The organism is Bradyrhizobium sp. Y36, from assembly GCF_002531575.1.
Lineage (GTDB): Bacteria > Pseudomonadota > Alphaproteobacteria > Rhizobiales > Xanthobacteraceae > Bradyrhizobium.
In genome coordinates this window covers 41405-65063 of sequence record NZ_NWTI01000006.1, presented here as the reverse complement: position 1 = coordinate 65063, position 23659 = coordinate 41405, and the positions used below count along the sequence as shown (strand labels likewise).

General features: G+C 65.2%; 28 protein-coding genes. 13 read left to right on the top strand and 15 right to left on the bottom strand.

The features are described 5' to 3' along the window. Positions 1-163 precede the first annotated feature (163 nt). From CO669_RS12765 to CO669_RS12755, 3 genes are all read right to left on the bottom strand, one after another. Positions 164-940 (bottom strand): helix-turn-helix transcriptional regulator, encoded by a 777-nt coding sequence (locus CO669_RS12765; RefSeq protein ID WP_097660417.1) that lies wholly within the window; start codon positions 938-940, stop codon positions 164-166. Between the two features lie 121 nt (positions 941-1061). Further along, complete coding sequence (locus tag CO669_RS12760; RefSeq protein WP_097660159.1) at positions 1062-1415, bottom strand: DUF2200 domain-containing protein; 354 nt, start codon at positions 1413-1415, stop codon at positions 1062-1064. A gap of 9 nt (positions 1416-1424) precedes the next feature. Then, complete coding sequence (locus tag CO669_RS12755) at positions 1425-2627, bottom strand: LLM class flavin-dependent oxidoreductase (RefSeq protein WP_097660158.1); 1203 nt, start codon at positions 2625-2627, stop codon at positions 1425-1427. 263 nt (positions 2628-2890) lie between these two features. On the opposite strand from CO669_RS12755, the gene napE reads away from it, so the two are divergent. Genes napE through CO669_RS12730 form a run of 5 tightly spaced genes read left to right on the top strand, consistent with a single transcriptional unit; the run spans position 2891 to position 7041 of the window. Continuing rightward, the gene (napE, locus tag CO669_RS12750; protein ID WP_097660157.1) at positions 2891-3079 is read left to right on the top strand and encodes a periplasmic nitrate reductase, NapE protein; all 189 of its coding nucleotides are present in this window, start codon (positions 2891-2893) and stop codon (positions 3077-3079) included. Between the two features lie 19 nt (positions 3080-3098). Continuing rightward, complete coding sequence (locus tag CO669_RS12745; RefSeq protein ID WP_097660156.1) at positions 3099-3410, top strand: chaperone NapD; 312 nt, start codon at positions 3099-3101, stop codon at positions 3408-3410. A 14-nt stretch (positions 3411-3424) separates the two neighbouring features. Then, a complete protein-coding gene (napA, locus tag CO669_RS12740; RefSeq protein ID WP_097660155.1) occupies positions 3425-5929 on the top strand; it encodes a nitrate reductase catalytic subunit NapA in 2505 nt (834 codons plus the stop codon). Between the two features lie 3 nt (positions 5930-5932). Further along, positions 5933-6403: a nitrate reductase cytochrome c-type subunit gene (locus CO669_RS12735; protein WP_097660154.1), complete on the top strand. Its 471-nt coding sequence runs from the start codon at positions 5933-5935 to the stop codon at positions 6401-6403. Beyond that, positions 6400-7041, top strand: a complete 642-nt coding sequence (locus CO669_RS12730; protein WP_097660153.1) for a NapC/NirT family cytochrome c — start codon at positions 6400-6402, stop codon at positions 7039-7041. The genes CO669_RS12735 and CO669_RS12730 overlap by 4 nt, the downstream gene beginning before the upstream one ends. A gap of 47 nt (positions 7042-7088) precedes the next feature. On the opposite strand, the gene CO669_RS12725 is transcribed toward CO669_RS12730, so the two are convergent. The 8 genes from CO669_RS12725 to CO669_RS12690 are packed head-to-tail and all read right to left on the bottom strand — an operon-like array spanning position 7089 to position 13854. Continuing rightward, the gene (locus tag CO669_RS12725; protein ID WP_158228765.1) at positions 7089-7685 is read right to left on the bottom strand and encodes a DUF2478 domain-containing protein; all 597 of its coding nucleotides are present in this window, start codon (positions 7683-7685) and stop codon (positions 7089-7091) included. Between the two features lie 5 nt (positions 7686-7690). After that, positions 7691-8407 carry a NapC/NirT family cytochrome c gene (locus CO669_RS12720; protein WP_097660151.1) on the bottom strand — a complete coding sequence of 239 codons (717 nt, stop codon included), beginning with the start codon at positions 8405-8407 and terminating at the stop codon, positions 7691-7693. 7 nt (positions 8408-8414) lie between these two features. Beyond that, positions 8415-8882 (bottom strand): nitrate reductase cytochrome c-type subunit, encoded by a 468-nt coding sequence (locus CO669_RS12715; protein WP_097660150.1) that lies wholly within the window; start codon positions 8880-8882, stop codon positions 8415-8417. Next, positions 8879-9823 (bottom strand): quinol dehydrogenase ferredoxin subunit NapH, encoded by a 945-nt coding sequence (napH, locus tag CO669_RS12710; RefSeq protein WP_097660149.1) that lies wholly within the window; start codon positions 9821-9823, stop codon positions 8879-8881. The genes CO669_RS12715 and napH overlap by 4 nt, the downstream gene beginning before the upstream one ends. After that, complete coding sequence (napG, locus tag CO669_RS12705) at positions 9820-10584, bottom strand: ferredoxin-type protein NapG (RefSeq protein WP_097660148.1); 765 nt, start codon at positions 10582-10584, stop codon at positions 9820-9822. The genes napH and napG overlap by 4 nt, the downstream gene beginning before the upstream one ends. Positions 10585-10602: 18 nt before the next feature. Further along, positions 10603-13152 carry a nitrate reductase catalytic subunit NapA gene (napA, locus tag CO669_RS12700; RefSeq protein ID WP_097660147.1) on the bottom strand — a complete coding sequence of 850 codons (2550 nt, stop codon included), beginning with the start codon at positions 13150-13152 and terminating at the stop codon, positions 10603-10605. A gap of 26 nt (positions 13153-13178) precedes the next feature. Beyond that, positions 13179-13514: a chaperone NapD gene (locus CO669_RS12695; protein ID WP_097660146.1), complete on the bottom strand. Its 336-nt coding sequence runs from the start codon at positions 13512-13514 to the stop codon at positions 13179-13181. Next, the gene (locus CO669_RS12690; protein ID WP_158228764.1) at positions 13507-13854 is read right to left on the bottom strand and encodes a 4Fe-4S dicluster domain-containing protein; all 348 of its coding nucleotides are present in this window, start codon (positions 13852-13854) and stop codon (positions 13507-13509) included. Before CO669_RS12690 ends, CO669_RS12695 begins: the two co-directional genes overlap by 8 nt. A gap of 460 nt (positions 13855-14314) precedes the next feature. On the opposite strand from CO669_RS12690, the gene CO669_RS12685 reads away from it, so the two are divergent. Next, entirely contained in the window at positions 14315-15430 is a 1116-nt protein-coding gene (locus CO669_RS12685) for an ATP-dependent DNA helicase (protein ID WP_198963983.1), read from the top strand. Positions 15431-15668: 238 nt separating this feature from the next. On the opposite strand, the gene CO669_RS12680 is transcribed toward CO669_RS12685, so the two are convergent. Continuing rightward, complete coding sequence (locus CO669_RS12680) at positions 15669-17351, bottom strand: caspase family protein (protein ID WP_097660143.1); 1683 nt, start codon at positions 17349-17351, stop codon at positions 15669-15671. A 258-nt stretch (positions 17352-17609) separates the two neighbouring features. Here CO669_RS12680 and msrA point away from each other — a divergent pair, with 258 nt between their 5' ends. The 4 genes from msrA (at position 17610) to CO669_RS12660 (ending at position 19553) form a co-directional block, all read left to right on the top strand. Beyond that, on the top strand, positions 17610-18314 hold the full coding sequence (gene msrA, locus CO669_RS12675) for a peptide-methionine (S)-S-oxide reductase MsrA (protein ID WP_097660142.1): 705 nt from the start codon (positions 17610-17612) through the stop codon (positions 18312-18314). Between the two features lie 39 nt (positions 18315-18353). Next, positions 18354-18773 carry a peptide-methionine (R)-S-oxide reductase MsrB gene (msrB, locus tag CO669_RS12670; RefSeq protein ID WP_097660141.1) on the top strand — a complete coding sequence of 140 codons (420 nt, stop codon included), beginning with the start codon at positions 18354-18356 and terminating at the stop codon, positions 18771-18773. 108 nt (positions 18774-18881) lie between these two features. Beyond that, a complete protein-coding gene (locus CO669_RS12665; RefSeq protein ID WP_100176436.1) occupies positions 18882-19046 on the top strand; it encodes a DUF3309 family protein in 165 nt (54 codons plus the stop codon). A gap of 213 nt (positions 19047-19259) precedes the next feature. Further along, a complete protein-coding gene (locus CO669_RS12660) occupies positions 19260-19553 on the top strand; it encodes a hypothetical protein (protein WP_018318374.1) in 294 nt (97 codons plus the stop codon). Between the two features lie 148 nt (positions 19554-19701). On the opposite strand, the gene CO669_RS12655 is transcribed toward CO669_RS12660, so the two are convergent. Then, positions 19702-20250, bottom strand: coding sequence for a DUF4112 domain-containing protein (locus CO669_RS12655; RefSeq protein ID WP_097660139.1), 549 nt, complete (start codon positions 20248-20250; stop codon positions 19702-19704). 61 nt (positions 20251-20311) lie between these two features. Continuing rightward, on the bottom strand, positions 20312-20737 hold the full coding sequence (locus CO669_RS12650) for a DUF5413 family protein (RefSeq protein ID WP_097660138.1): 426 nt from the start codon (positions 20735-20737) through the stop codon (positions 20312-20314). Positions 20738-20877: 140 nt separating this feature from the next. Here CO669_RS12650 and CO669_RS12645 point away from each other — a divergent pair, with 140 nt between their 5' ends. The 3 genes from CO669_RS12645 (at position 20878) to CO669_RS12635 (ending at position 21904) form a co-directional block, all read left to right on the top strand. Continuing rightward, a complete protein-coding gene (locus CO669_RS12645) occupies positions 20878-21120 on the top strand; it encodes a hypothetical protein (protein ID WP_097660137.1) in 243 nt (80 codons plus the stop codon). A gap of 33 nt (positions 21121-21153) precedes the next feature. Further along, a complete protein-coding gene (locus tag CO669_RS12640; RefSeq protein ID WP_097660136.1) occupies positions 21154-21372 on the top strand; it encodes a hypothetical protein in 219 nt (72 codons plus the stop codon). Positions 21373-21631: 259 nt separating this feature from the next. Further along, positions 21632-21904, top strand: coding sequence for a hypothetical protein (locus tag CO669_RS12635; protein WP_502694469.1), 273 nt, complete (start codon positions 21632-21634; stop codon positions 21902-21904). A gap of 131 nt (positions 21905-22035) precedes the next feature. Here CO669_RS12635 and CO669_RS12630 read toward each other — a convergent pair whose 3' ends face one another. After that, entirely contained in the window at positions 22036-23652 is a 1617-nt protein-coding gene (locus tag CO669_RS12630) for a hypothetical protein (protein WP_097660134.1), read from the bottom strand. Positions 23653-23659 lie beyond the last annotated feature (7 nt).

Genomic DNA, 23659 nt, shown 5'->3' with positions numbered 1-23659 from the left:
TAAAGCATCGAACAGAACAAGGTCGCACGAACGTTCAGATGTGAACATCCTGCGACGTGGAACCACGCCTACCCTCGTCCGGCCTCGGCTGGATTCGCCTCCGTGCCCCAGGCGTCAGCGGCCTCAGCTTATCATCCTTCCCAGGCTGAGGCCGCTTGCCGCCTCAGTTCAGGCTCCGCGACAGCAAACCCAGCACGATTCCGAACAATTCGTTCTGCGCGGAAATGCCGAGGCGCTCATAGGCGCGCTTGCGGTAGGTCAGGGTCGAATGCAGGCTGATGCCGAGTGATTGCGAGATTGCTTCGGAGCTGAGCCCGAGCAGGATATGGCGGCAGACCTCCTGCTCGCGCGGCGTGAGTGCGGAGAGCGGCGCGCGCGTGGCAAATAGCGCGGCGAGGTTCCGGTCGGGCGTCGCGGCCTGCTGGAAATGACGGGCGACGCTGGCGCCGATCGCGGGCGCGATGGTCTGCAACCGCGCGCGCTCGGCATCGCCGAAGCGGCCCTGGGACGTGACGCGGTAGAAATTGACGTAGAAGCAGGTATCGCCGGTCCAGATCGCGGTGGCGCATTTGTCGACGATGTCGGAATCGTTGAAGAAGATCTTGCGGTAGCGCGCGCCATACATGCGCGGCGCAAACGACGGCAGCACGATCGGCGCGCCGGTCTGCCCTTCGAACAGCGCCTCGCGATTGGGATCGGATTCGTGGAACTGGCCGGCATAGGCCGCGCCGAGATCGCTGCCGGTCGGGATGTTGCCGGCATCGAGCAGACAGCGCGCCGCACCGGCGCGCGTCAGGGCGAACACCATGCAATGGCCGACGCCGGCCTGGCGGCGCAGCGTGTCGATCAGGACGTTCGGGAAGTCGGGCCGGCCGATGGCGAGCACCGCGGGCGTGACATCGCCTCCGGCCGAAGTTGCGGACGTCCCGCGAGGGCGCATCGTCTCCTCCCTATCGCTGTTGACGTGGTCTACCAGCAATGGCGGCGCGCCGGAAGACAGCTCTGCATGCAGATTGCGCGATGGTTCGCTGAGCCGAATGGACCGATGCAGCCGCCCGAAATCACGTTCTTCGCAAGATCTGGTCCATTGCCTTTCCCCGGGCCAGTTCGTCGATCAGCTTATCCAAATAGCGGATCTCCCGCATCGTCGTCTCTTTGATGTCCTCGACCCGAACGCCACAGACCACGCCTGTGATGAGAGCGCGCGCGGGGTTGATCGCAGGGGCCTCCGCAAAGAAGGTTTCAAAGTCCGTCTGTCTGTCCAGTTGGACCTGCAGCTCCTTCGGACCGTAACCCGTCAACCAGGACAGGATCTGATCGACCTCGGCCTTCGAGCGCCCCTTCTTCTCCGCCTTCGCAACGTAGAGCGGGTAAACGCTGGCAAAGCTGGTCGTGTAGATCCGGTGTTTTGGCAACAGAGCCCCCTACCCGGCAGCTTTCGCCGGCGCCACGTTGATCGCGAGCTTGCCGTAGCGGTCCGTAAAGGCCTCGGTGTCGATCTCCTCCAGTTCGATCTCGCCGCTCATCACGCCCTGCTTCCATTCGGCCTGCGCCGGATCGTTCTGGAATTCCGGCATCACCTCGCGGCCGAACAGCTCCAGCGATTCGCAGATGTGCTCGTGGCTGTTCTTGCCGGCTTGATTGAGCAGGATGACCTGGTCGATATGCGAGGACTGGAAGCGCTTCAGCTTCTTGCGGATCGTCTCGGGCGAGCCGATCAGGCCGCCGCGCAAGGCCGCCTCCTGCGCCTCCGGATTGTCGCGCTTCCACTTGTTGTACTCGTCCCACATGTTGACGGTGTAGGGCGCGGGCCGCTGGCGGTTCTGCGAGGCGCCGTAGAAGCGCAGCGCGAACTGGAAGAAGGTGGCGCCGTCGGCGCGCGCACGGGCCTCCTCGTCGGTCTTGGCACACATGAAGAACGACACCAGCGCCATGTTCGGGTTGATCTGATAGTCGGCAAGCTTGTGCAGCCGCTTGGTCATGGCGTTGTAATAGGCGTGCACCCAGGCATGCGCGGCATCGGCGCTGACGAACTGGAAGCCGAGCGCACCAAAGCCGTGGCGACCGGCGCGCTCGATGGTCGGAAGCTGCGAGCAGGCCATCCACAGCGGCGGATGCGGCTTCTGCACGGGCTTGGGCACGACGTTGCGCAGGGGAATGTCGAAATACTTGCCGTGATGCTCGGAGCCGGCATCCTTGAACATCGGGAAGATCGCCTGCACGGCCTCTTCGAAGACTTCCTTCTTGGTCTCCATGTCGCGGCCGAACGGCGTCAGCTCGGTGATGGAGGCGCTCTCGCCCATGCCGAACTCGCAGCGGCCGTTCGAGAGCAGGTCGAGCACCGCAACGCGCTCGGCGACGCGCGCCGGATGATTGGTGGTGAGCTGGAGGATGCCGTGGCCGAGGCGGATGTTCCTGGTGCGCTGGCTGGCGGCGGCGAGGAAGGATTCCGGCGAGGGCGAGTGCGAATACTCTTCGAGAAAATGATGCTCGACCACCCAGGCGTGGTCGTAGCCGAGCTTGTCGGCGAGCTCCATCTGCGTGAGCGCGTTCTGGTAGAGAGCGAGCTCGTCGCCCGCCACCCAGGGCCGCGGCAGCTGCAGCTCGTAGAAGATGCCGAACTTCATGACGCCTCTCCCAAATCTCTCGGATTGTTCTTGTTGCTTTTATCTTAATGGACGAGGCCGCGCTGTCCATCGCAGTGCAATTTCCGCGTCACGAGACAAGCCGGATTTACGCAACGCCAACTTGAGCTTACGATACGAATCAGTGCGACAAAATGTGTCGTGGCAGGCATTGATTCATATCAAGCGAGCCATGATGGGGCTCGTTCACGTATGCTGCCCGCAAGGCAGCGTTTCGAACCTAACGAGATTCAGCGAGACCGAACATGTCGGCCCCTGGCGACGATACGACTAGCCATACGCGCCGACGGCGCATGGAAATCTTCGCATTCCTGTTCCTGACGGCGGTGGTGATGCCCGCCCTCGCGATCGGGACCGTCGGCAGCTACGGGCTCGCCGTGTGGATCTACCAGATGTTCGCGGGCCCGCCCGGCCCGCCTCCGACCCCGCATTGATACCTGGAAAGGCAGGCATATGGCCCAAGCCAAACTCAACCGCCGTGCATTGATCACCGGACGGGTGCTCACTGACGACCGCATCGTGCCTCCCCCCGGGGGCGAAATCGCCAGCATCCTGGTGCAGGCGCGCCCCGAGCGTCTCGCCGACGTCGAAGCCGAGATCACCGCGCTTGCCGGCTGCGAGATCTACGGCCGCGACGCGCGCGGCAAGCTTGTCGTCGTGGTCGACGCGCCCGACGCCGGCTCGCTCGGCTCCACGCTCAACGCTATCCAGTGCCTGCCGCATGTCTATTCGGCGGCGCTCGTGTTTCACGCCATCGAAGCCTAGGCGGGAGAATCAAGATGACTTCACCGAAGATCGACCGCCGCCAGATGCTGAAGCTGGAAGCCGCCGCGATCGCCGCGGCTGCCGCCGGCATGCCCGCCCCTGCGCTCGCCGCCAATCTCGCCGCCGAGCGGGAGGTGAGCGAACTGAAATGGGACAAGGCCGCCTGCCGCTTCTGCGGCACCGGCTGCTCCGTCATGGTCGCCACCAAGGACAACCGGGTGGTCGCGACCCACGGCGACATCAAGGCCGAGGTCAATCGCGGCCTCAACTGCGTGAAGGGCTACTTCCTCTCCAAGATCATGTACGGCCATGACCGGCTGACGCAGCCGATGCTGCGCAAGACGAACGGCAAGTACGACAAGAACGGCGAGTTCACGCCCGTCAGCTGGAATGAAGCCTTCGACATCATGGAGGTGAAGTGGAAGGAGGCGATCAAGAAGCGCGGGCCCAACGGCGTCGCCATGTTCGGCTCCGGCCAGTGGACGATCTGGGAAGGCTATGCGGCCTCGAAGCTGTTCAAGGCCGGCTTCCGCACCAACAACATCGACCCCAATGCGCGCCACTGCATGGCCTCCGCCGTCGCCGGCATGATGCGCACCTTCGGCATCGACGAGCCGGCCGGCTGCTATGACGACATCGAGGCGGCCGATGCCTTCGTGCTGTGGGGCTCGAACATGGCGGAGATGCATCCGATCCTGTGGACGCGCCTCGCCGACCGCAGGCTTTCGGCGCCGCATGTGCGCGTCGCCGTGCTCTCGACCTTCGAGCACCGCTCGTTCGACCTCGCCGACATCGGCATGGTGTTCACGCCGCAGACCGACCTCTATATCCTGAACGCCATCGCCAACCACATCATCAGGACGGGTCGGGTCAACAAGGACTTCGTCGCCGCGCATACCGTGTTCAAGCGCGGCCAGACCGACATCGGCTACGGCCTGCGGCCCGAGCATCCCTTGCAGAAGAAGGCAACCGGCGCCGCCAAGGCCAACGACTCCACCGACATGAGCTATGACGAGTTCGTCAAGTTCGTCTCGGAGTACACGCTGGAGAAGGCCGCGCAGATGTCCGGCGTGCCGCTCAACCGCCTCGAGGCGCTGGCCGAACTCTATGCCGATCCGAAAACGAAGGTGGTCTCGTTCTGGACCATGGGCTTCAACCAGCACACCCGCGGCGTCTGGTGCAACAACCTCGTCTACAACATCCATCTGTTGACCGGAAAGATCTCCTCGCCCGGCAACAGCCCGTTCTCCCTGACCGGCCAGCCCTCGGCCTGCGGCACCGCGCGCGAGGTCGGCACCTTCTCGCACCGCCTGCCGGCCGACATGGTCGTGACCAACAAGGAGCATCGCACCAAGACCGAACACATCTGGCAGCTGCCTGAAGGCACCATTCCCGACAAGAACGGCGCCCACGCCGTGCTGCAAAGCCGGATGCTCAAGGACGGGCTGATCAACGCCTATTGGGTGCAGGTGAACAACAACCTCCAGGCCGGTCCCAACGTCAACGAGGAGACCTATCCCGGCTTCCGCAACCCCGACAATTTCATCGTGGTCTCCGACGCCTATCCGACCGTAACGGCGCTCGCGGCCGACCTCATTCTGCCGACGGCGATGTGGGTGGAGAAGGAAGGCGCCTACGGCAATGCCGAGCGGCGCACGCAGTTCTGGCATCAGCTCGTCACCGCGCCAGGCGATGCCAAATCCGATCTCTGGCAGCTGATGGAGTTCTCCAAGCGCTTCAAGATCGAGGAGGTCTGGCCCGAGGAGCTGCTCGCCAAGAAGCCGGAGGTTCGCGGCAAGACGCTGTTCGACGTGCTCTACAAGAACGGCCAGGTCGACAAGTTTCCGACCTCGGAGATCGAGGACGGCTACGCCAACGAGGAATCCAAGGCGTTCGGCTTCTACGTGCAGAAGGGCCTGTTCGAGGAATATGCCCAGTTCGGACGCGGCCACGGCCACGACCTCGCGCCGTTCGAGACCTATCACCGCGAGCGCGGCCTGCGCTGGCCGGTGGTCAACGGCCAGGAGACCAAGTGGCGCTTCCGCGAGGGCAGCGACCCCTATGTGAAGCAGGGGACCGACGTGCAGTTCTACGGTTTCCCCGACGGCAAGGCGCGCATCTTCGCGCTGCCGTTCGAGCCGGCGGCGGAATCGCCCGACAACGAATATCCGTACTGGCTCTCGACCGGCCGCGTGCTGGAGCACTGGCACTCCGGCACCATGACGCGCCGCGTGCCCGAGCTCTACAAGGCCTTCCCCGAAGCCGTGTGCTTCATGCATCCGGACGACGCATCGGAGGCCAAGCTCCGTCGCGGAGACGAGGTGAAGGTGGTCTCGCGCCGCGGCTTCATCCGCGCCCGGGTCGAGACGCGCGGCCGCGACCGGCCGCCGAAGGGCCTCGTCTTCGTGCCGTGGTTCGACGAGTCCAAGCTGATCAACAAGGTGACGCTGGACGCGACCGATCCGATTTCGCTGCAGACCGACTTCAAGAAATGCGCCGTGCGCATCGAGCGGGTGTGAACCATGATGACGCGATTTGGCATTGCCATGCTGGCGCTCGCGATTGCCGCGGCGACCGGCTCGCTGACCGCGCAGACGGTGAATTCGGGCCTGCGCGGTCCGACCCCGCTCAACGACGAAGGGCCGGCGCCGCCGATGCTGCCGAACCGCAACACCTCCGAGCGGGAGGTGCGCAACTATCCGGAACAGCCGCCGGTGATTCCGCACACCATCGACGGCTACCAGATCGACCTCAACGGCAACAAGTGCCTGTCCTGCCACGCCCGCGCGCGCACGGCGGAATCGCAGGCGCCGATGGTCTCGATCACCCACTTCATGGACCGTGACGGCCAGTTCCTGGCCTCGATCTCGCCGCGGCGCTTCTTCTGCACGGAGTGCCACGTGCCGCAGAACACCGCCAATCCGCCCGTGAGCAACGACTTCGTCGACATCGACACGCTGCTCTCGCGTGCAAGCCCGGGTGGCCGCCGATGACCGCCACCACGGAGGAGTCCAAACCCAGGCGCGGCTTCATCGCGAGAACCTGGAGCTTTGTGCTCGAGCTCTGGGGCGTCTTGCGGCGCCCGAGCTCGGTCTTCGCGCTCGGCACGCTGGTGCTCGCGGGCTTCGTGGCGGGCGTCATCTTCTGGGGCGGCTTCAACACCGCGCTGGAATTGACCAACACCGAGAAGTTCTGCACCGGCTGTCACGAGATGAAGGACAACGTCTATGCGGAGCTGAAGTCGACCATCCACTTCTCCAACCGCTCCGGTGTCCGCGCCACTTGTCCGGATTGCCACGTCCCGCACAACTGGACCGACAAGATCGCGCGCAAGATGCAGGCCTCCAAGGAGGTCTGGGGCAAGCTCTTCGGCACCATCGACACGCGTGAGAAATTTCTGGATCACCGGCTCGAGCTGGCCGCGCATGAATGGGCGCGCTTCAAGGCCAACGATTCACTGGAATGCCGCAACTGCCACAGCGCCGATTCCATGGACATCACGAAGCAGTCGCCGCGGGCGTCAGTGGCGCACCAGCGCTATTTGTTCAACGGCGAGAAGACCTGCATCGACTGCCACAAGGGCATTGCCCACAAGCTGCCCGACATGCGCGGCGTTCCCGGCTGGCAATGAGGGCTTGTGCTCCCGCGTGACATCGCGGGAGCAGCCTGCGTCCAGCCTCAGACCACGTGCAGATGCTCGCTGACGACCTTGGGCTCACCGAGCAGAACCGCGAGAGCTGCGATCGCATCCTGGCCAGGCTCGGGCGTCGCCGCGACCGTCCGGAAATACTCGCCGCAGAACTCGGTCCAGGCCTTGAGGTTGCTGCTGGGAACGCCGATCACGAGGCTCTTGCCGGACTCGATGCCATGGGCGATCAGATCGCGCAGCCCGCCGCCTTCGGCCTCGGCCTTGCCGAACTTGTTGAGAAAGACGATCTCCGCGTCCGCGAGTTGGGCCTCGACCAATTGCGCGGCTTCAAGCAGGCGCGGCGTGGACAGACGACAGGAGGTCGCCCCCGCGCCGAGATCCTCGGAGATCGACATCGCCCGGCCGGTGGCGAGCTCGTGCAGAACCATGTCGCAGCGCGTGCGACCCGGCTGGGGCACGTCCTCCTGGATCAGGCCGGCGAGACGCTTGCCCGAGCGGCGAAGCTCGGCGACGAGACCGGCGAACCACCGATTCACCGCGGGACCTGAATCATAGACCAGGGCGACGCTGAGGGCGGCGGAAGGCCTTGCGGCATTCTCCGCCGCATCTCGGGATTGCTGAAGCATGTCCATCACCTCGCCGCCTTCGCCTTGGCGACGTCGGCATCCTGCAGGAAGTCGATCATGCGCTGCACGGGGCTGACCTCGTCGATATGGTCGAGCATGTCGCGATATCCCTCCTGTGCCTTGGGCGGCAGCTTGTGCGCGATGCCCTGATGGCAATCGATGCAGGTCTTGCCTTGCGCGAACGCGGTCTGGTGCAGCTTGGACGCGCGCGGCTCCTGCACCGCATATTCCATGTGGTCGAACTTGTGGCAGTTGCGGCACTCGCGCGAATCCGTCGTCTTCATGCCGCGCCACACGCTCTTGGCGAGCTCGATGCGGTGCGCGTTGAACTTCTCGGGCGTGCCGATGGTGCCGAGGATCTTGTGCAGCACCTCGTTCGAGGCCTGAATCTTGCGGACCACCTTGTGGCTCCACTCCTTCGGCACGTGGCAATCCGGGCAGCTGGCGCGGACGCCGGTGCGGTTCGAGTAGTGAACCGTATTACGGTACTCGAGATAGACGTTTTCCTTCATCTCGTGACAGGAGATGCAGAACTGCTCGTTGTTCGTCATCTCCATCGCCCAGTTGAAACCGCCCCAGAACAGGACGCCACCGGCGAATGCGACGATGACGATCAGCCCCCAGGCATAGCGCGCGGTCGGCGAGAAGAACCATCGCCACAGCCGCTTCAGGCGTCCCGGCCGTGCGGCGGCAACGGCGGCAGAAGTGCTGGTGTCCTGCATGTCAGCCTCACTTCGCCTGCGTCGCGTTCTGGAAGATGTTGCCGATCAGCGGCTTCGCGTCGGCCTGCGGCACGTGGCACTGCTGGCAGAAATAGCGGGTGCCGGCGACCTTATCGAGCCGCACGCCCTGGCGGTCGACGTAATGCGTCTCCGAGATCTTCGGCGCGTTGACCCGCGTGTTGCCGGGCCAGTCGTGGCAGCCCATGCACGCGTTGTTCTCCGTGGTGATCTGGTAGCCGTCGACCTTGTGAGGAATCAGCGGCGGCTGCTGGCGATAGGCGCGTTCGAAGCCGCTCGCCGGCACCGACTGCTTGGTCACGTCGGGCGGCGCCGACATCTCGGTCAGCGGGGCTTCACGCAGCGCCTTGGGCTGCTTGGCTTCCTGCGCGAGCGGCCCCGACGCCGCGAACGGAATGACAAGCGCGACGGTCACGGCCGCCGCCGCAATCAACGGAATCAGTCGAACAAACGTCATGGGAGGTCCCTTTCAAGGACGGCCGGCTGGGAAGAGACGACACGCGCCGCTGGCGACGGCGCGGTCATGGAGGGATCAGGACGCACCGCGTTGCGGCCGCGCAGACCGAGATGGAAGACCTGCTTGGAGCAGACGTCGATACAGGCCCCGCAGACCGTGCAATCGCCCGCGGTGATGACCGGCGTGGCGCCGCTGCGCTCGCCCCTGAGCGCGGGGCTGATGACGTGCGGTTCCGGACAGACGGCAAAGCAATCCATGCAGTCGTTGCAGGCGGCGCGGTTGTCGGCGGTGACCCGCAGCAGCGCGACCTTGCCGATCTGGCCGTAGAATGCGCCGACGGGGCAGAGATGGCCGCACCAGCCGTGCTTGGCGACGAGAAGGTCGAACACGAAGATCGCCGCCGTGCCGCCGGCCCCGAACCAGAGGCCGAACACCAGCGCGCGATGCAGCGCCGTCACCGGGTTGATCAGCTCCCAGGCGATCGATCCTGATAGCGCTGATGCCGCGAGCACCGCGCCGACGAAATAGAGCCTGAGGTCGGGGCGGATCTTCGCCGTGAAGGTGATGTTGAGCCGCCGCCTCAACCAGGCCGCCAGATCGGTCGCCGGGTTGATCGGGCAGACCCAGGAGCAATAGGTCCGGCCGCCGAACAGGAGGTAGACCGCGAGCACGATGGCCGCGCCGATCGCCGAGAGGCCCTCGGGCCAATGGCGCGCCGCGAGCGACTGCAGGAAGACGAAGGGATCGGTCAGCGGCAGCGTGCCGAGCGTCATCGACGAGGCCAGCGTGCCCTTGGCGATCCAGACGCCCAGGAGCGGTCCCGACAGGAACAACGCGAGGAAGACCAGCTGGCTGGCCCGGCGCAGCACGAGAAACCGTGAGGCGGCCCAGAGCCCCTTCTGCGCGCGCGCCTCGACATACGGTCGGACATTCGCCGTCATGGCGTGCCTCCCTCGGGTCTGCGCACCGGCAGCTTGAGCGGCGCATCGACGAGGGCTCCGCCCGCCTTGGTCTTCTCTTCCCAACCGCGCCTGTAGTGCTCGTCCTGCTTCAGCGCGGCGACCTCGATCGGCAGCACCTTGATCGCGGAATCGGTCAGCACGCAGGACTTCTCGCACTTGCCGCAGCCGGTGCAATACTCGGCGTGAACGACGGGTTCGAAGATCGCGTGCTTGGTCGTGCGCGCGTTGTGCGAGACCTCGAGCGTGATGGCCTTGTCGATGGCCGGGCACACCCGATAGCACACGTCGCAGCGCAAGCCCTGCAGATTGAGACAGGTCTCGCGGCTGGTGATCACCGCGACGCCCATCTTGGCCTTCGCGATATCGGTCAATGCATGCTGAAGCGCGCCGGTCGGGCAGGCCTTGACGCAAGGAATGGTGTCGCACATCTCGCACGGCACGTTGCGAGCGACGTAGAACGGCGTTCCCACGGCGGGCCCGTCTGCCCAATCCGCAAGCTTCAACGTGTCGTAAGGACAGTCGCGCACGCAAAGGCCGCAACGGACGCAGGCCGCCAGGAAGTCCTTCTCGGGCAATGCGCCCGGAGGCCGCAGCGTCTGCGCGGGCCTGGCCCGCGAGGACACGCCGAATCCCGTCAGCATCGTCGCGGCGACGGCTGCGCCGCCGCCGAAACGCGTCATATCCTGCATCGCCTTGCGGCGGCGCGGATCGCGCGGGATGCCTGAGCTGGAGTCCGACATGGCTCGTCCATCGAGGGTTTAGGCCGACGTCACGCGGCAGGCGCACTTCTTGAAGTCGGTCTCCTTCGAGATCGGACAGGTCGCATCCAGCGTGAGCTGATTGGCGAGCTGGCTTTCGTCGAAGAAGGGGAAGTAGACGAGGCCGCGCGGCGGCTTGTTGCGTCCCTTGGTCTCGACCCGCGTGACCACTTCGCCGCGGCGCGTCTGGATCTTGACCGGCTGTCCGCGCAGCAGCTTGCGCTCGGCCGCGTCATCCGGATGCATGAACAGCGTCGCCGCCGGCACGGCACGGTGCAGCTCGGGGACGCGGCGCGTCATCGAGCCGGAATGCCAATGCTCCAGCACGCGGCCGGTGCACAGCCACAGATCGAACTCCTTGTCGGGCGTTTCGGCCGCCGGCTCGAACGGACAGAAGATGATGCGCGCCTTCTTGTCCGGCTTGCCGTAGAACGACACGCCTTCACCCGGCTTGACGTAGGGATCGTAGCCCTCGCGGAAACGCCAGAGCGTCTCCTTGTTGTTGACGACCGGCCAGCGCAGGCCGCGCGCCTGGTGATATTGCTCGAAGTCCGCCAGATCGTGGCCGTGGCCGCGACCGAACTTCGCATATTCCTCGAACAGGCCCTTCTGCACGTAGAAGCCGAACGCCGCGCTCTCGGAATTGTCAAAACCCTTCTGGCATTCGGTGACCGCGAACTTGTTCACCTCGCCGTTGGCATAGAGCACGTCGAACAGGGTCTTGCCGCGCACCTCGGGCTTCTTGGCGATCAGCTCCTCGGGCCAGACCTCCTCGATCTTGAAGTACTTGGAGAACTCCATCAGTTGCCAGAGATCCGAGCGCGCCTCGCCCGGCGCCTTCACCTGCTGGCGCCAGAACTGGGTGCGCCGCTCGGCATTGCCGTAGGCGCCTTCCTTCTCCATCCACATCGCCGTGGGCAGGATGAGGTCCGCGGCCAGCGTGGTCACGGTCGGATAGGGATCTGAGACGACGACGAAGGCGGCCGGATTGCGATAGCCGGGATAGCCCTCCTCGTTCATGTTCGGGGCCGTCTGCATGTTGTTGTTGCACTGGACCCAATAGACGTTGAGCTTGCCGTCCTTCAGCATCCGGTTCTGCAGCACGGCGTGGTAGCCGATGTTGCCCGGGATGGTGCCTTCGGGAACCTGCCACAGCTTCTCGGTCGCCTCGCGATGCTTCGGGTTGGTGACGACCATGTCGGCCGGCAGGCGATGCGAGAACGTGCCGACCTCGCGGGCGGTGCCGCAGGCCGAGGGCTGGCCGGTCAGCGAGAACGGGCCGTTGCCCGGCTCCGAGATCTTACCCATCAACAGGTGCACGTTGTAGATCATGTTGTTGACCCACGTGCCGCGCGCGTGCTGGTTGAAGCCCATCGTCCAGTAGGAGATGATCTTCTTCTTCGGATCGGCGTAGAGCTTGGCGAGCCGCTCGAGATTTTCCTTCGGCACGCCCGATGCCTTGTGGGCGTAGTCGAGCGTGTAGGGCTCGAGCAGCTTCTTGTATTCCTCGAAGCCGATCTTGTCCTTGAAGCCGGCCGGATCGAGCGCGCCGTCCTTGCCGGCCTTGTGCGAGGCGTTGACTGCCTTCACCTCGAGCGTGTGCGTCGGCCGCAATCCGTAGCCGATGTCGGTCACGGTGGACGCGAACTCGACGTGCTTCTCGACGAAATCCTTGTTCATCGCGCCGGAGTTGACGATGTAGTTCTGGATGTAGTTGAGGATCGCCAGATCGCTCTGCGGCGTGAACACCAGCGGATTGTCGGCGAGCTCGAACGAGCGGTGCTCGAAGGTGGAGAGCACGTGGACCTCGCAGCCTTCATGCGTCAGCCGGCGATCGGTGAGGCGCGACCAGAGGATCGGGTGCATCTCCGCCATGTTCGAGCCCCACAGCACGAACGCATCGGCGTGCTCGAGGTCGTCATAGCAGCCCATCGGCTCGTCGATGCCGAAGGTGCGCATGAAGCCTGCGACCGCCGAGGCCATGCAATGGCGCGCGTTCGGGTCGAGGTTGTTGGTGCGGAAGCCGGCCTTGTAGAGCTTGGCGGCGGCGTAGCCCTCCCAGATGGTCCACTGGCCCGAACCGAACATGCCGACGGTCGACGGACCGCCCGCCTTCAACGCCGCCTTCCATTTCTCGGCCATGAGCTTGAAGGCGTCGTCCCAGGAGATCGGCGTGAAGTCGCCGTTCTTGTCGAACTTGCCGTTCTTCATGCGCAGCATCGGCTGGGTCAGCCGATCCTCGCCGTACATGATCTTGGACAGGAAGTAGCCCTTGATGCAGTTGAGGCCGCGGTTGACCGGCGCGTCGGGGTCGCCCTGCGTCGCCACCACCTTGCCGTTCTTGGTGCCGACGATCACGCCGCAGCCGGTGCCGCAGAAGCGGCACACGCCCTTGTCCCAGCGGATGCCGTCGGTCTTGCCCGGCTGTGCGCTCACGGCTTCCGGCAGCGTCACGCCGATGGTCGAGGCGGCAGCAACCGCTGCGGCCGCCTTCAACGCATCGCGGCGGGTCGCCGCGGCTTCATTCCCGTTCGTCGATTTCGTAACCATCGTCGGTCTCTCCGGCTCAACGGATCTCAAATTGCGGAAGCGCGCGCATGCGCGCCGGAATTCTGGCAGGCGCCGCCGCAGCATGCGGCGGGCTCGGTCTCGACGGCGTCCTCGTCGTCGGACGTATCGAATGCGTGAAAGATCAGCGAGGCGCTGACGACGCCGGGCAGGCGATGCATGGCGGCGATCTGGTCGATCGCGAGCGAGTCCGACGTGTCGATCACGGTCAGCGCGAGCCGGTTGTCGCCGGATGAGGCCTCCAGCTCGACGCCGGGCAGCGCCAGGATCCGGTCGGTCAGATCGCTCGCCGCGTCCGGCGCAAGATAGACGGCAACGCCGCAGATATTGGTGGTATCAGCCATTGTGCACGACCAGGTTTGCAAGTTCGGATACCAGCGCGATCCGGTCCCGCGGCGCGAGCGCGATGGCCTCGACCGGGCAGACGGGAATGCAGTCGCCGCAGCCGGTGCAGGCCGCAGCGTCGATCACCGCGCCCAGCTTCTCGCGCGACAGAATGCGAATGGCGGAATGCTCACAGGCTTCGACGCAGCGGCGGCAGACCACGCCATGCCGTTCGACGCAGGCGCTCGCGCTGGAGACGGTCGCCACCTGTTCGGCGCGCGTCGCGTCCACGTGCGGCGCAAGCGCGTCGCGGCCGGATGCGAAAGGCAGAACGGCAGAAAACAGTGAGCGTCGTGACATTGGTCTCGGCATATCCGAATCCCCACGGGCAGACCCGTGCTGAGGAATTTTCCAGGAGAATGCGCCCCATCGGGCACATCTCGGTCGACGCCATTGTCACCGCTGCGGACCATAGGTTCGTGCTGTCCAGATCGCATTGCGCTAGATCAACCGGCGTCGCAAACGCGCGCAAGCAACGATTAACCTGCGGCTCGTTTGCCGCATGAAATTGCGCAAATCGGGCGAAGCGTTTACTTCGCCTTCACTTGCAACGTGATGAGGCGGATGCGTGCTCGCGAGGCGCGCAAGCGGAAGCCGACGACCGTCCGCAAGCGGAGGGTGCTCCCTGCGGCGACGCCGGGGGTGCGGGGACGGCCGTTGCCGCCTGGATCTCGCCGCCGCATCCGGCTTGAAAGCGGGGGTCGAATGATTAACTTGGGGCGTGGCGAATCGCCTCGTTTCGCCCTTTCTCAAGACAGATATGGCCAGTTTCACCCCGCATCAGGATGCCGCGCTCAAGGCTGTTGGCGACTGGCTCAAGGCCAAGCCGGGCCGCAACGGCACGCCGCCGATTTTCCGCCTGTTTGGCTTTGCCGGCACAGGCAAGACCACGCTGGCGCGCCATATTGCAGAAGGCGTCGACGGCGAGGTGAAGTTCGCCGCTTTCACCGGCAAGGCCGCCCTCGTCATGCGCAACAAGGGCTGCGACGAGGCCTCCACCATCCATTCGCTGATCTACCGCGCCCGCGAATCCGGCGAGGAGCAGCCGAGCTTCGAATTGTGGGACGACGCGCCCGCCTCCAAGGCGAAGCTGATCGTGATCGACGAATGCTCGATGGTCGACGCCGAGCTCGGCCGCGACCTGATGTCGTTCGACTGCCCGCTGCTGGTGCTGGGCGATCCCGCCCAGCTGCCGCCGATCCAGGGCGGCGGCTTCTTCACCAACACCGAGCCCGATGCGATGCTGACCGAGGTGCACCGCCAGGCGCAGGACGATCCGATCGTGCGGATGTCGATGGACGTGCGCGAGGGCCGCGAGCTCGACATCGGCCGCTACGGCGAGAGCGAGGTGGTCTCGCGCAAGGAGCTCGACCCTGACAGGGTCATGGGCGCCGACCAGGTCCTGGTCGGCCGCAACAACACCCGCCGCGCCTACAACATGCGGGTGCGCCAGCGCCAGAACATCGAGGATGTCTTTCCGGTCGCCGGCGACAAGCTGGTGTGCCTGCGCAACAACCGCAAGAAGGGCCTGTTCAACGGCGGCCTGTGGCGCGTGAAGTCGCGCAACACATCGCGCTCGAAATCGCGCATTCTGTCGATGCGGCTGTCGCCAGACGAGGATTTCGGCCACAAGGTGACGAAGGTTTCCGTGCGCGCCGACTGCTTCGAGGGCGGCGTCGAGCAGATCGCCTGGGAGCAGCGCAAGCCCTATGACGAGTTCGACTACGGCTATGTGCTGACCGTGCACAAGTCGCAGGGCTCGCAATGGGACGACGTCGTGCTGTTCGACGAGAGCTTTGCGTTCCAGGAGAGCCGCGCCAGGTGGCTGTACACCGGGATCACACGGGCGGCGAAGCGGCTGAGCATCGTCGTTTAGAGTTCGCTCCCGTAAGGTTGGCAAAGGCGCAACGCGCCGTGCCCACCCGACTTCGTCGCAGCCTCAACCCCGCTGTCGTCCCGGACAAGCGCAGCGCAGATTCGGGACCCATACCCACAGGAAGATGTTTGACAAAGACTGGGAGTGGGAGTTTGCTTCACGCTCCTCCCTGGGGTGATGGCGCCTTCGCGGGGACGACAGCGGTTATGAGGCGGCGCTGTCGCGCTCCATAAAGCCGTCACTTCCCCGCAACGAAGTAAAAATCTTCCCGTCCTGGCGGCGACCCGTAGGTGAACGGCTGCTGCCCATGCCTGGTCGCGGCCCAGACGTCGTCGCGCACGATGTCGAACAGTTTCCTGATCTCGACGCGGGGCTGCTTGATCTCGCGGGCCAGCGCGGTGGCGAACGGGCTGTTGGCGCTGCCGTCGCCGTCCATCGCGGTCTCGCCGTGCTTGGCGGCGTAGACCACCATGAAACCGGCACCGGGCTCGATGTTGGAAAAGCCCTTGTCGACCAGCTTCAACGACAGCGTACGCTGCATGGTCGGCGCGAACGGATTGTCACGGCAGGCATCGAGCACCACGAGACGCATTTTCCGAGCGGCCCCAACCGCGGCGATGACCTGCTCGAGGGCGACCGCCTGCGTTTCGGCGTCCTTGTCGGCGGAGAGCTTGGCGTCGACGGGAACGAGATAGTTCACGCCTCCGATCTCGAAGCCGTGGCCGGCGTAATAGACCACGGCCCAGTCGGCCTTCTCCGCTTCCTCCGCGAAGGTCTTCAAGGCGTCAAAGAACTTGTCACGGGTGAGGTCATTGACGGAGATCACGGTCTGGAAACCGACGTCGCGCAGCACGCCCGCGATCAACCTGGAATCGCGCGGCGGATTGGGCAAAGCATGGACGTTCTTGTAGGCGCCATTGCCGATCACCAGCGCCACGCGGCGCCCGGTTACCCCGGCCGGCGCCTGCTGCGTCAGCGCGGCGAGCCGCTCCTGCGCGATGGCACGGGCGCGGGCGACCTCGGTGTCGTCGAAATTCGTCAGCGAATAGGCCGCGGCACGATAGTCGGCGCGGGCTTGCGCCAGATCCTTCCGGCGCTCGTAGATTTGGCCGCGGCCGGAATGCGCGCGGATGTTGTTCGGGTTGATCTCGATCGCCGTGTTGTAATCCTTCAGCGCCGCATCGATGTCGCCCTTCATCATGCTGACATCGGCGCGGTTGTTGATCGCGTACACGTTCTTCGGCTGCCGCCCGATCAGGCCGTTGCAATCGGCAAAGGCCTGGTCGAATTTGCCCATCATGCCGTAGGTGATGCAGCGGTTGCTCGCGATCTGCGGCGCGGCCGGATCGATCTTCTCGGCCTCGACAAAATCGGCGATCGCGCCGTCGAAATCCTTCATCAGCGTGCGCGCGCGGGCGCGATTGGTCCAGGCGAGCAGGAATTTCGGCGTGTATTTGATCGACTGGGTGAAATCGTCGATGGCGCTCTGCAGCGCACCGCGACGTGCGTAGATGACGCCGCGGTTGTTGTAGGGAACGCCGTAGGCCGGGCGCTTCTGGAGCGCGAGGTTGTAGTCCGCCATGGCGAGATCGTCCTTGCCCTTGCGCTCATAGGCGAGGCCGCGCAGGTTGAGGGCGATGACGTAGTCCGGATCGAGATCGAGCGCGATGGACAGGGTCTCGATCGCCGGGTCGTAATCACGCTTGTTGAGCTGCGTGTTGCCGCGCGCAGTGAGCGCGATCGCCTTGTCCTTGCCGCTGACCTTGTCGGCCTTCAGCAGATTTTCGCAGGCGATCGCGCGGGCCTGGAGGTCCGCCTGGCGATCGCGGCAGATGGCGAGGTCGTCCGCTTGCGGATCGGCCGCCGCGCTGAACAGGCCAGCGGCCAGAATGACGAGGGTCAGGGAAGCGACGCGCAGCATGGGTCAGGCCTGCTCCAGCCAGATTCTTCTCAAGTCGATCATCGATCGCACCGGTTCATCTAGCGCGGAGTTCCCGGTCTCGCCAAGCCGCTGGCGCCCGGCTGTCGCCGGGTGGCCCATTTCACGGACTCGTGTCCGTCCCGTCGTAACAACCGGCAACTGCATCCGTATCTCGGATGACGCGAAAAGGCCGCCGGACAACTGTTCGTTCGGCCCCGACCGTCCTAGACTGTCAGACCTTCCGAAAGAGGATCCGCCATGCGCCGACCTGCCCTCGCTTCCCTGCTCGCCGCAACCACCGTGCTCGGGCTCGCCTTCGCGATGCCGTCCCGGGCTGCGGAGGAGGCGGTGGTGATCCCCGCCCCCGCGACGGATACGGCCCCCGCGAGCGGGATCCAGACCGCCGTGGTCGCCGGCGGCTGCTTCTGGGGCGTGCAGGGCGTCTTCCAGCACACCGCAGGCGTCGTCAACGCGGTCTCCGGCTATGCCGGCGGCACCAAGGCGACCGCGGACTACCAGACCGTCTCGAGCGGCCGGACCGGCCACGCCGAGTCGGTCGAGATCAAGTACGACCCGACGAAGATCTCCTACGGCAAGATCCTCCAGATCTACTTCTCGGTGGTGCACGACCCGACCCAGCTCAACCGCCAGGGCCCGGACACCGGCCCGCAATATCGCTCTGCGATCTTCACCACCTCGGACGAGCAGAAGAAGGTGGCGGAGGCCTATATCGCCCAGCTCAACGGCGCCAAGGTGTTCAGCAAGCCGATCGTGACCAAGGTCGGCGCGCTGGAGGCGTTCTACCCGGCGGAGGCCTACCACCAGGACTATCTGACGCTGCACCCGAACCAGCCCTACATCGCCTACAACGACCTGCCGAAGGTCGAGAACCTGAAAAAGCTGTTCGCGGATAACTACATTGAAAAGCCGACGCTGGTGAGTGCCGGCAAGGCCACCAACTAAGACCACCGAAAACAAGATCACTGAGAAAACGGGAGACCCATGCCCGACACCAAAACGAAGACCACCGACGACAAGGTCATCAAGAGCGAGGAGCAGTGGCGGCGCGAATTGTCGCCGATGCAGTACGCGGTGCTGCGCGAGAAGGCGACCGAGCGTCCCTTCTCGGGCGAATATGAGCACGACCACCGCGCCGGCACCTATGTCTGCGCCGGCTGCGGCAACGTGCTGTTCGAGTCGGACGCCAAATTCGATTCCGGCTGCGGCTGGCCGAGCTTCACCCAGCCCGCCGTCGAGAGCCATATCGACGAGGAGCGGGACGTCAGCCACGGCATGATCCGCACCGAGGTGCTCTGCTCGAAATGCAGCGGCCATCTCGGCCATGTCTTCCCGGACGGCCCCGGGCCGACCGGCCTGCGCTACTGCATCAACTCCGCCGCCTTGAAGCTGGAGCCGAAATAATCGCCCCGCGTGATCGGGTTCCCGCATGGAACCCGATCGCGCGATGTGCTTTTCTACTCTGGCGGTGCGGCCGATCATCGCATGTTGGCGGCCGCCAGGGAGGAAGCCATGTCACTCGGGACCATCCTGATCATCCTGGTGATCATCTACCTGCTCGGGGGCCTGTCCGGCCGCGTGGGCGGTTATGGCTATGGCCTGGGCCATTCCGGCATGGGGATCGGCGGCGTCGTGCTCGTGGTGCTGGTCGTCCTGCTGCTTCTTGGCAAGCTGTAAACCACATAAATAATTGAAATAGCTTATATTTTATCGCTCGCGGACCTGCCATGCGCGGATTCATCATCTCCCATCGCAGGGGTCGCATTTTTGTCAGATAAGCCTATATTAGGGGTCGAAATGGCATGTGCGGCGGGCTCGCTCGATTGCGGCCCCTGCCCTCCCAAACCCCACGCGCTTAAAGCCCCAGAGAAGATCACGAGGTCTTTGACCATGCGTCCACTGCGTCCGTTCAACTTCAACACCTCCGCCGAACTCTTCCCCGCCGCGATCCGCAAGAAGAAGCGCGCAGGCTTCACCTATCGCCGGTTCGGCACCGCGGCCGAAGCCGTACAGTTCGCGATGGAGCAATTGCCGACGGATTCGCTGAACGGCGCCTATCTCCAGGTCGAAGAAGCGCGTTTCGACCAGAACGGCATCCGCTCGCTCTACGAGAGCGAAGCCTTCCCGTTGCCCCGCCGTCCCAAGCCGGCGCCGGCCGAGACCGACGCCGCCGACGCGGCGTAAGTTTCTCGCAAAACCTTCGATGTGCGCAAAGGGCGCGATGGCCGAGAGGTCGTCGCGCTCTTTGTGTTTGAGGGCTGTCCCCTCGCTTGCGGAAATCAGCTGACGACTCTCGTGCCCAGGACGCACGAGGGTGCAGGGAGAAGAGTCGCTAGACCCGCGGCTGCTTGTCGAGCCAGCGCCGCAACAGGCGCACGTTGCGCATATTGGCGCGGAACATGACGTCGAAGGCATCGCCCGCGAACGGGACCATGCCGACCACGCCGTCGAGCGCAACATTGCCGAGCATGCGCGCGGTGACGTACCAGGGCGCGCCCAGCGCGCGGGCCTCGCGCACCAGCCACAGCGAGATCGCGGTGGTGATGATGTCGCCGACGACGGGGATCAGGCCGATCAGCCCGTCGATGCCGTAGCGGATGTTGGTCCCGGGCAGGACGAAGGCGATGTCGAGCAGCTTTGCGATCGCCTCGAGCCGCGCGATGCGCTGCTCGCGCGTCAGATTGCCGAACGGGCTTGCGGCGAACGGATTGTCCTTGCCGAGCTCGAAACGGAACTCGCGAAAGCCCTGCTCCAGCGTTTCTGGGATCTCCCGGCCGTCCTGGTCGATGATCGGCCCGCGTGCCTTCGAAAAGGTCGCGCCCGAACCGCTCCCCGAACGGGACCGGCGTGGAGCGAGAATATCGTCGTCGGACATGGTCATGGCCTCAAGGAAACGCGCCGGCGCGGCGGAAGTTGCTGCGCCGCGCCCGAAGGTCGCGCGCTCAGGTCGGCGCCGCCACCGCTTGCGGCTCCTTGATATATTTATGCACGAGCCAGGACGAAATCACCGCCGGCACGAACCCGACGAGGCCGTACAGGATGATCTGCACGGCGCCCGAATCCGGCCCGCGCGAGCCGTAGGTGAGCGAGGCCAGCACGAAGGCGAACAGGCCGACCAGCAGCATCCGCAAGCCCGGACCGATCCGCCTGATGTGGACCAGGATGTCGTCGATCGCACCGATCATCAGCGAAGGCAGCAAGCCGAACAGATAGCTGTATTGCAGGGTCTTGAAGAACACCGCAAACAGCTTGCCGACCTCGCCGAGACTGGTCTGGGTCCAGTAGCCGGACTGATAGGTCGTGGTCAGCAGCAGCAGGAACCCGCCGACGAACGGGCCGAGCAGCGCAAACACCAGATAGCGTTTCATCGAACACCCTCACACTTCTCCGGCGGTTATAGCAGCGCCGCGGGAACCTTGAACAGCGGGGCAACCCTGCCGTTGGGAACAAGTGCCACGACGACGAGTTCAGACAGGACCTGAATTTCCCTGTCGGATTGGAGCCGTCAATGACCCGCAAATTTCTTCTGGCGACGATGACGCTGGCGGCCCTGAGCGGCCTGTCGAGCGCGCCCGTTTTTGCGCAAGGCCATATGGGCACGCCACAGGAACAGAAGGCCTGCTCGCGGGACGCATCGCGCTTCTGCCGCAAGGACCTCGGCAATGACGGCGCGGTGCAGGGGTGCCTGCAAGCCAACCGGGCCAAGCTGTCGCGCGCTTGCAGCAAGGTCTTTCAGAGCCACGGCATGTGAGGGCCTCAACCCCGGCGAACGGAGAGGGACGCCATGTTGCACGACGAACAACTCTCGATCCTCAGGGACATCAGCCAATCCGTTGCCTTCGCCGACGACAGCCAGGGCAAGATGGGACAACTGATCGCCGACGGCTACGTGATGAAAGACGGCGACCTGTTCGAACTCACGGCCAAGGGCGTCACCGCCGTCGAGGAACACGCCGCCGCGCTCGGCGCGAGCGACGGCATATCCTCCGATCGGCTGATCTGATCACGTCACGCAGGCGTTGTGCGTGACGTCCACGCAACAACTGCAATTTCCTTCATGCCGACCATTGCGGCTGCGCGACAATGGCGCATACTTCGCTCGGGCGGCGCAGCACTTTTCGATTCGAACAATCAAGAAATCGAGCGACCACATGCGGGAGTGAGCTCCCGACGTGAAGGCTGTGACATGCGGCAGATCAAGTCGCGTGCGGCGCCCCAAAACCAAGTGGCTCAAGCCCATGGACATCGGGGATCCATTCTGCATGACACGCACTCAGACCATCGCTTCGCTGCTCGCCGTCGCAACCACCGCCATCGCACTCCAGACCTCACCCGGCCTCGCCTTCTCATCCGAAGCGCAGCAGATGTGCACGGGCGATGCGATGCGGCTGTGCTCCAGTGAGATCCCCGACATCCCCCGGGTCAGGGCCTGCATGGTCCGGAACAAGGCGCAGGTCAGCCCCGGCTGCCGCGCCGTGATGGACCGCGAGGCCGCGACATCGGCATCGCACAAGCGGGAAGCGGCGGCGCAGTAAGCTACTCGGCGTCACTCCGGGGCGTGCGAAGCACGAACCCGGAATCCATTGGGCAGCATGTGACGCGGTGAAATGGATTCCGGGCTCGCGCTACGCGCGCCCCGGAATGACGGAGAACGGATCGGCTCGCCCTAATCGCCCCACTGCGCGAAGGCGTCGTTGAAGGCGCGCTCGCCGGGGGCGCCCTTCTCGATGGCGATGATGGCGCGGCGCTGGTTGGCGTAGACCAGCGGCACGTCGAACCAGGAGCGCTCCTTCAGGAGCTGGACGTTGCGGCTGCGGTCGGCATCGACATTGGACAGGCCGACCAGGAAGAAGCCGTCGGTGACCTTGACCGCGAGCCCTGCGAGCGGCGTGCCGCGCGCCTGCTCGTTCGACTTCATCAGGATGCCCGGTACGTTGGAAACGCTGCCGCCCGGAAAATCCGGCGGCAGGATGAAGGTCAATTCCGCGGTGTGGCTCGCCGGCAGCGAGGAGTCGGTATTGCGGCGGAACGACATCGTCATCTTGAACTTGCGATCGGGGATCTCGATGTCGGCGCGCACGGCAACGTCGGCCTTCTGGGTGCCCGAGGCCTTGATCGGCTCCAGCCGCCACACCACCGAGCCGACATATTGCTTGCCCTTCGGATCGGACGGATCCTCGTCATAGAGCACGACCTTCTGCGCCACCGGCGCGACCGGCTGGTCGCTGGCCGAGGGCTGGCCGACGCGATCGGGGATCTTCGGCTTGCTCTGCGGCTGCGAGGCATCCTTCGGCGCCTCCACCACCTGGGTCGGCGAGGACTTGAACAGGTTGGTCGCGATCTGCACCAGGGGCTTGCCCCAGAGGATGCCGGCACCGACCAGGATCAGCACGATGCCGACGGCGATCGCGCTCTTGAACGGGAACGCGGAGCCGCGGCGCTTGGGCTTCTTGGCGTCGCGGTCGAGCACCGGGATGTGCGGGCGCGCCGAGGCCGGCCGCGGTGCATAGCGCTCGGCCTCCTCGATCGACTCGTCATAGGAATAAGGCGCCTCGCCTTCGCCGACGCGGTTTTCCAGGCTCGGCTCGAGCCGTTCGAATTCCGGCGAGGGCGATGGCACGTTGGCATAGGTCCGGCGTGCGGCGCGGCTCGCCTGCGCGGCGGCGCCGCCGAGATCGTTGGCGTCGGCCGTGATGTCGCGGAAGCCGCGCACGCCCGGAGCGGGAGGCAGCGCCGGCGGCGGTCCGACGTCCGGCGGACGGCGGCCACCCGCACGATCGCGCCCGGCCGGTGGAGGCGCCGGTGGCTCCGGCATCGCCGGGGGTGCGGGCGGACCGGGCTGGCGCGGCGCGTCGAAACGGGGAGCGCGCGGCGGGCGCTGGGCATCGCCCTGGTCGTCGACATTGAAGGATGGACGGTCGGCCCGCGGCGGTGGTGGAGCCGGACGTGTGCGCGGCGGGGCCGGTGCGGCTGCAGCCGCGTTGCCCTCGGCGGCCCGGGCACTGGCGCGGCGAAACGCATCGCCGCCGCTGCGTCCGCCGCCACCGGGGCGCGAGGCCTCGCGGGCGCGCTGGGCCGCCTCGGATTCGACCTTGCGGACGGCCTCCTCCAGCGACAACCTTTCGCGGGTGATCTCGGATTCGGAGAGCGGCGGCTGCACGCTGCGCAGCTGAGCGATCAGCGCCGTGCGCGCCCGCTCATAGAGCGCGCGACGGCTTTCGCCGGGAGCGTTGGGGTCCAGGGCGGCAATAGCGCGGGCGATCAGCGGATAGTAATCAGCCATTTCAACT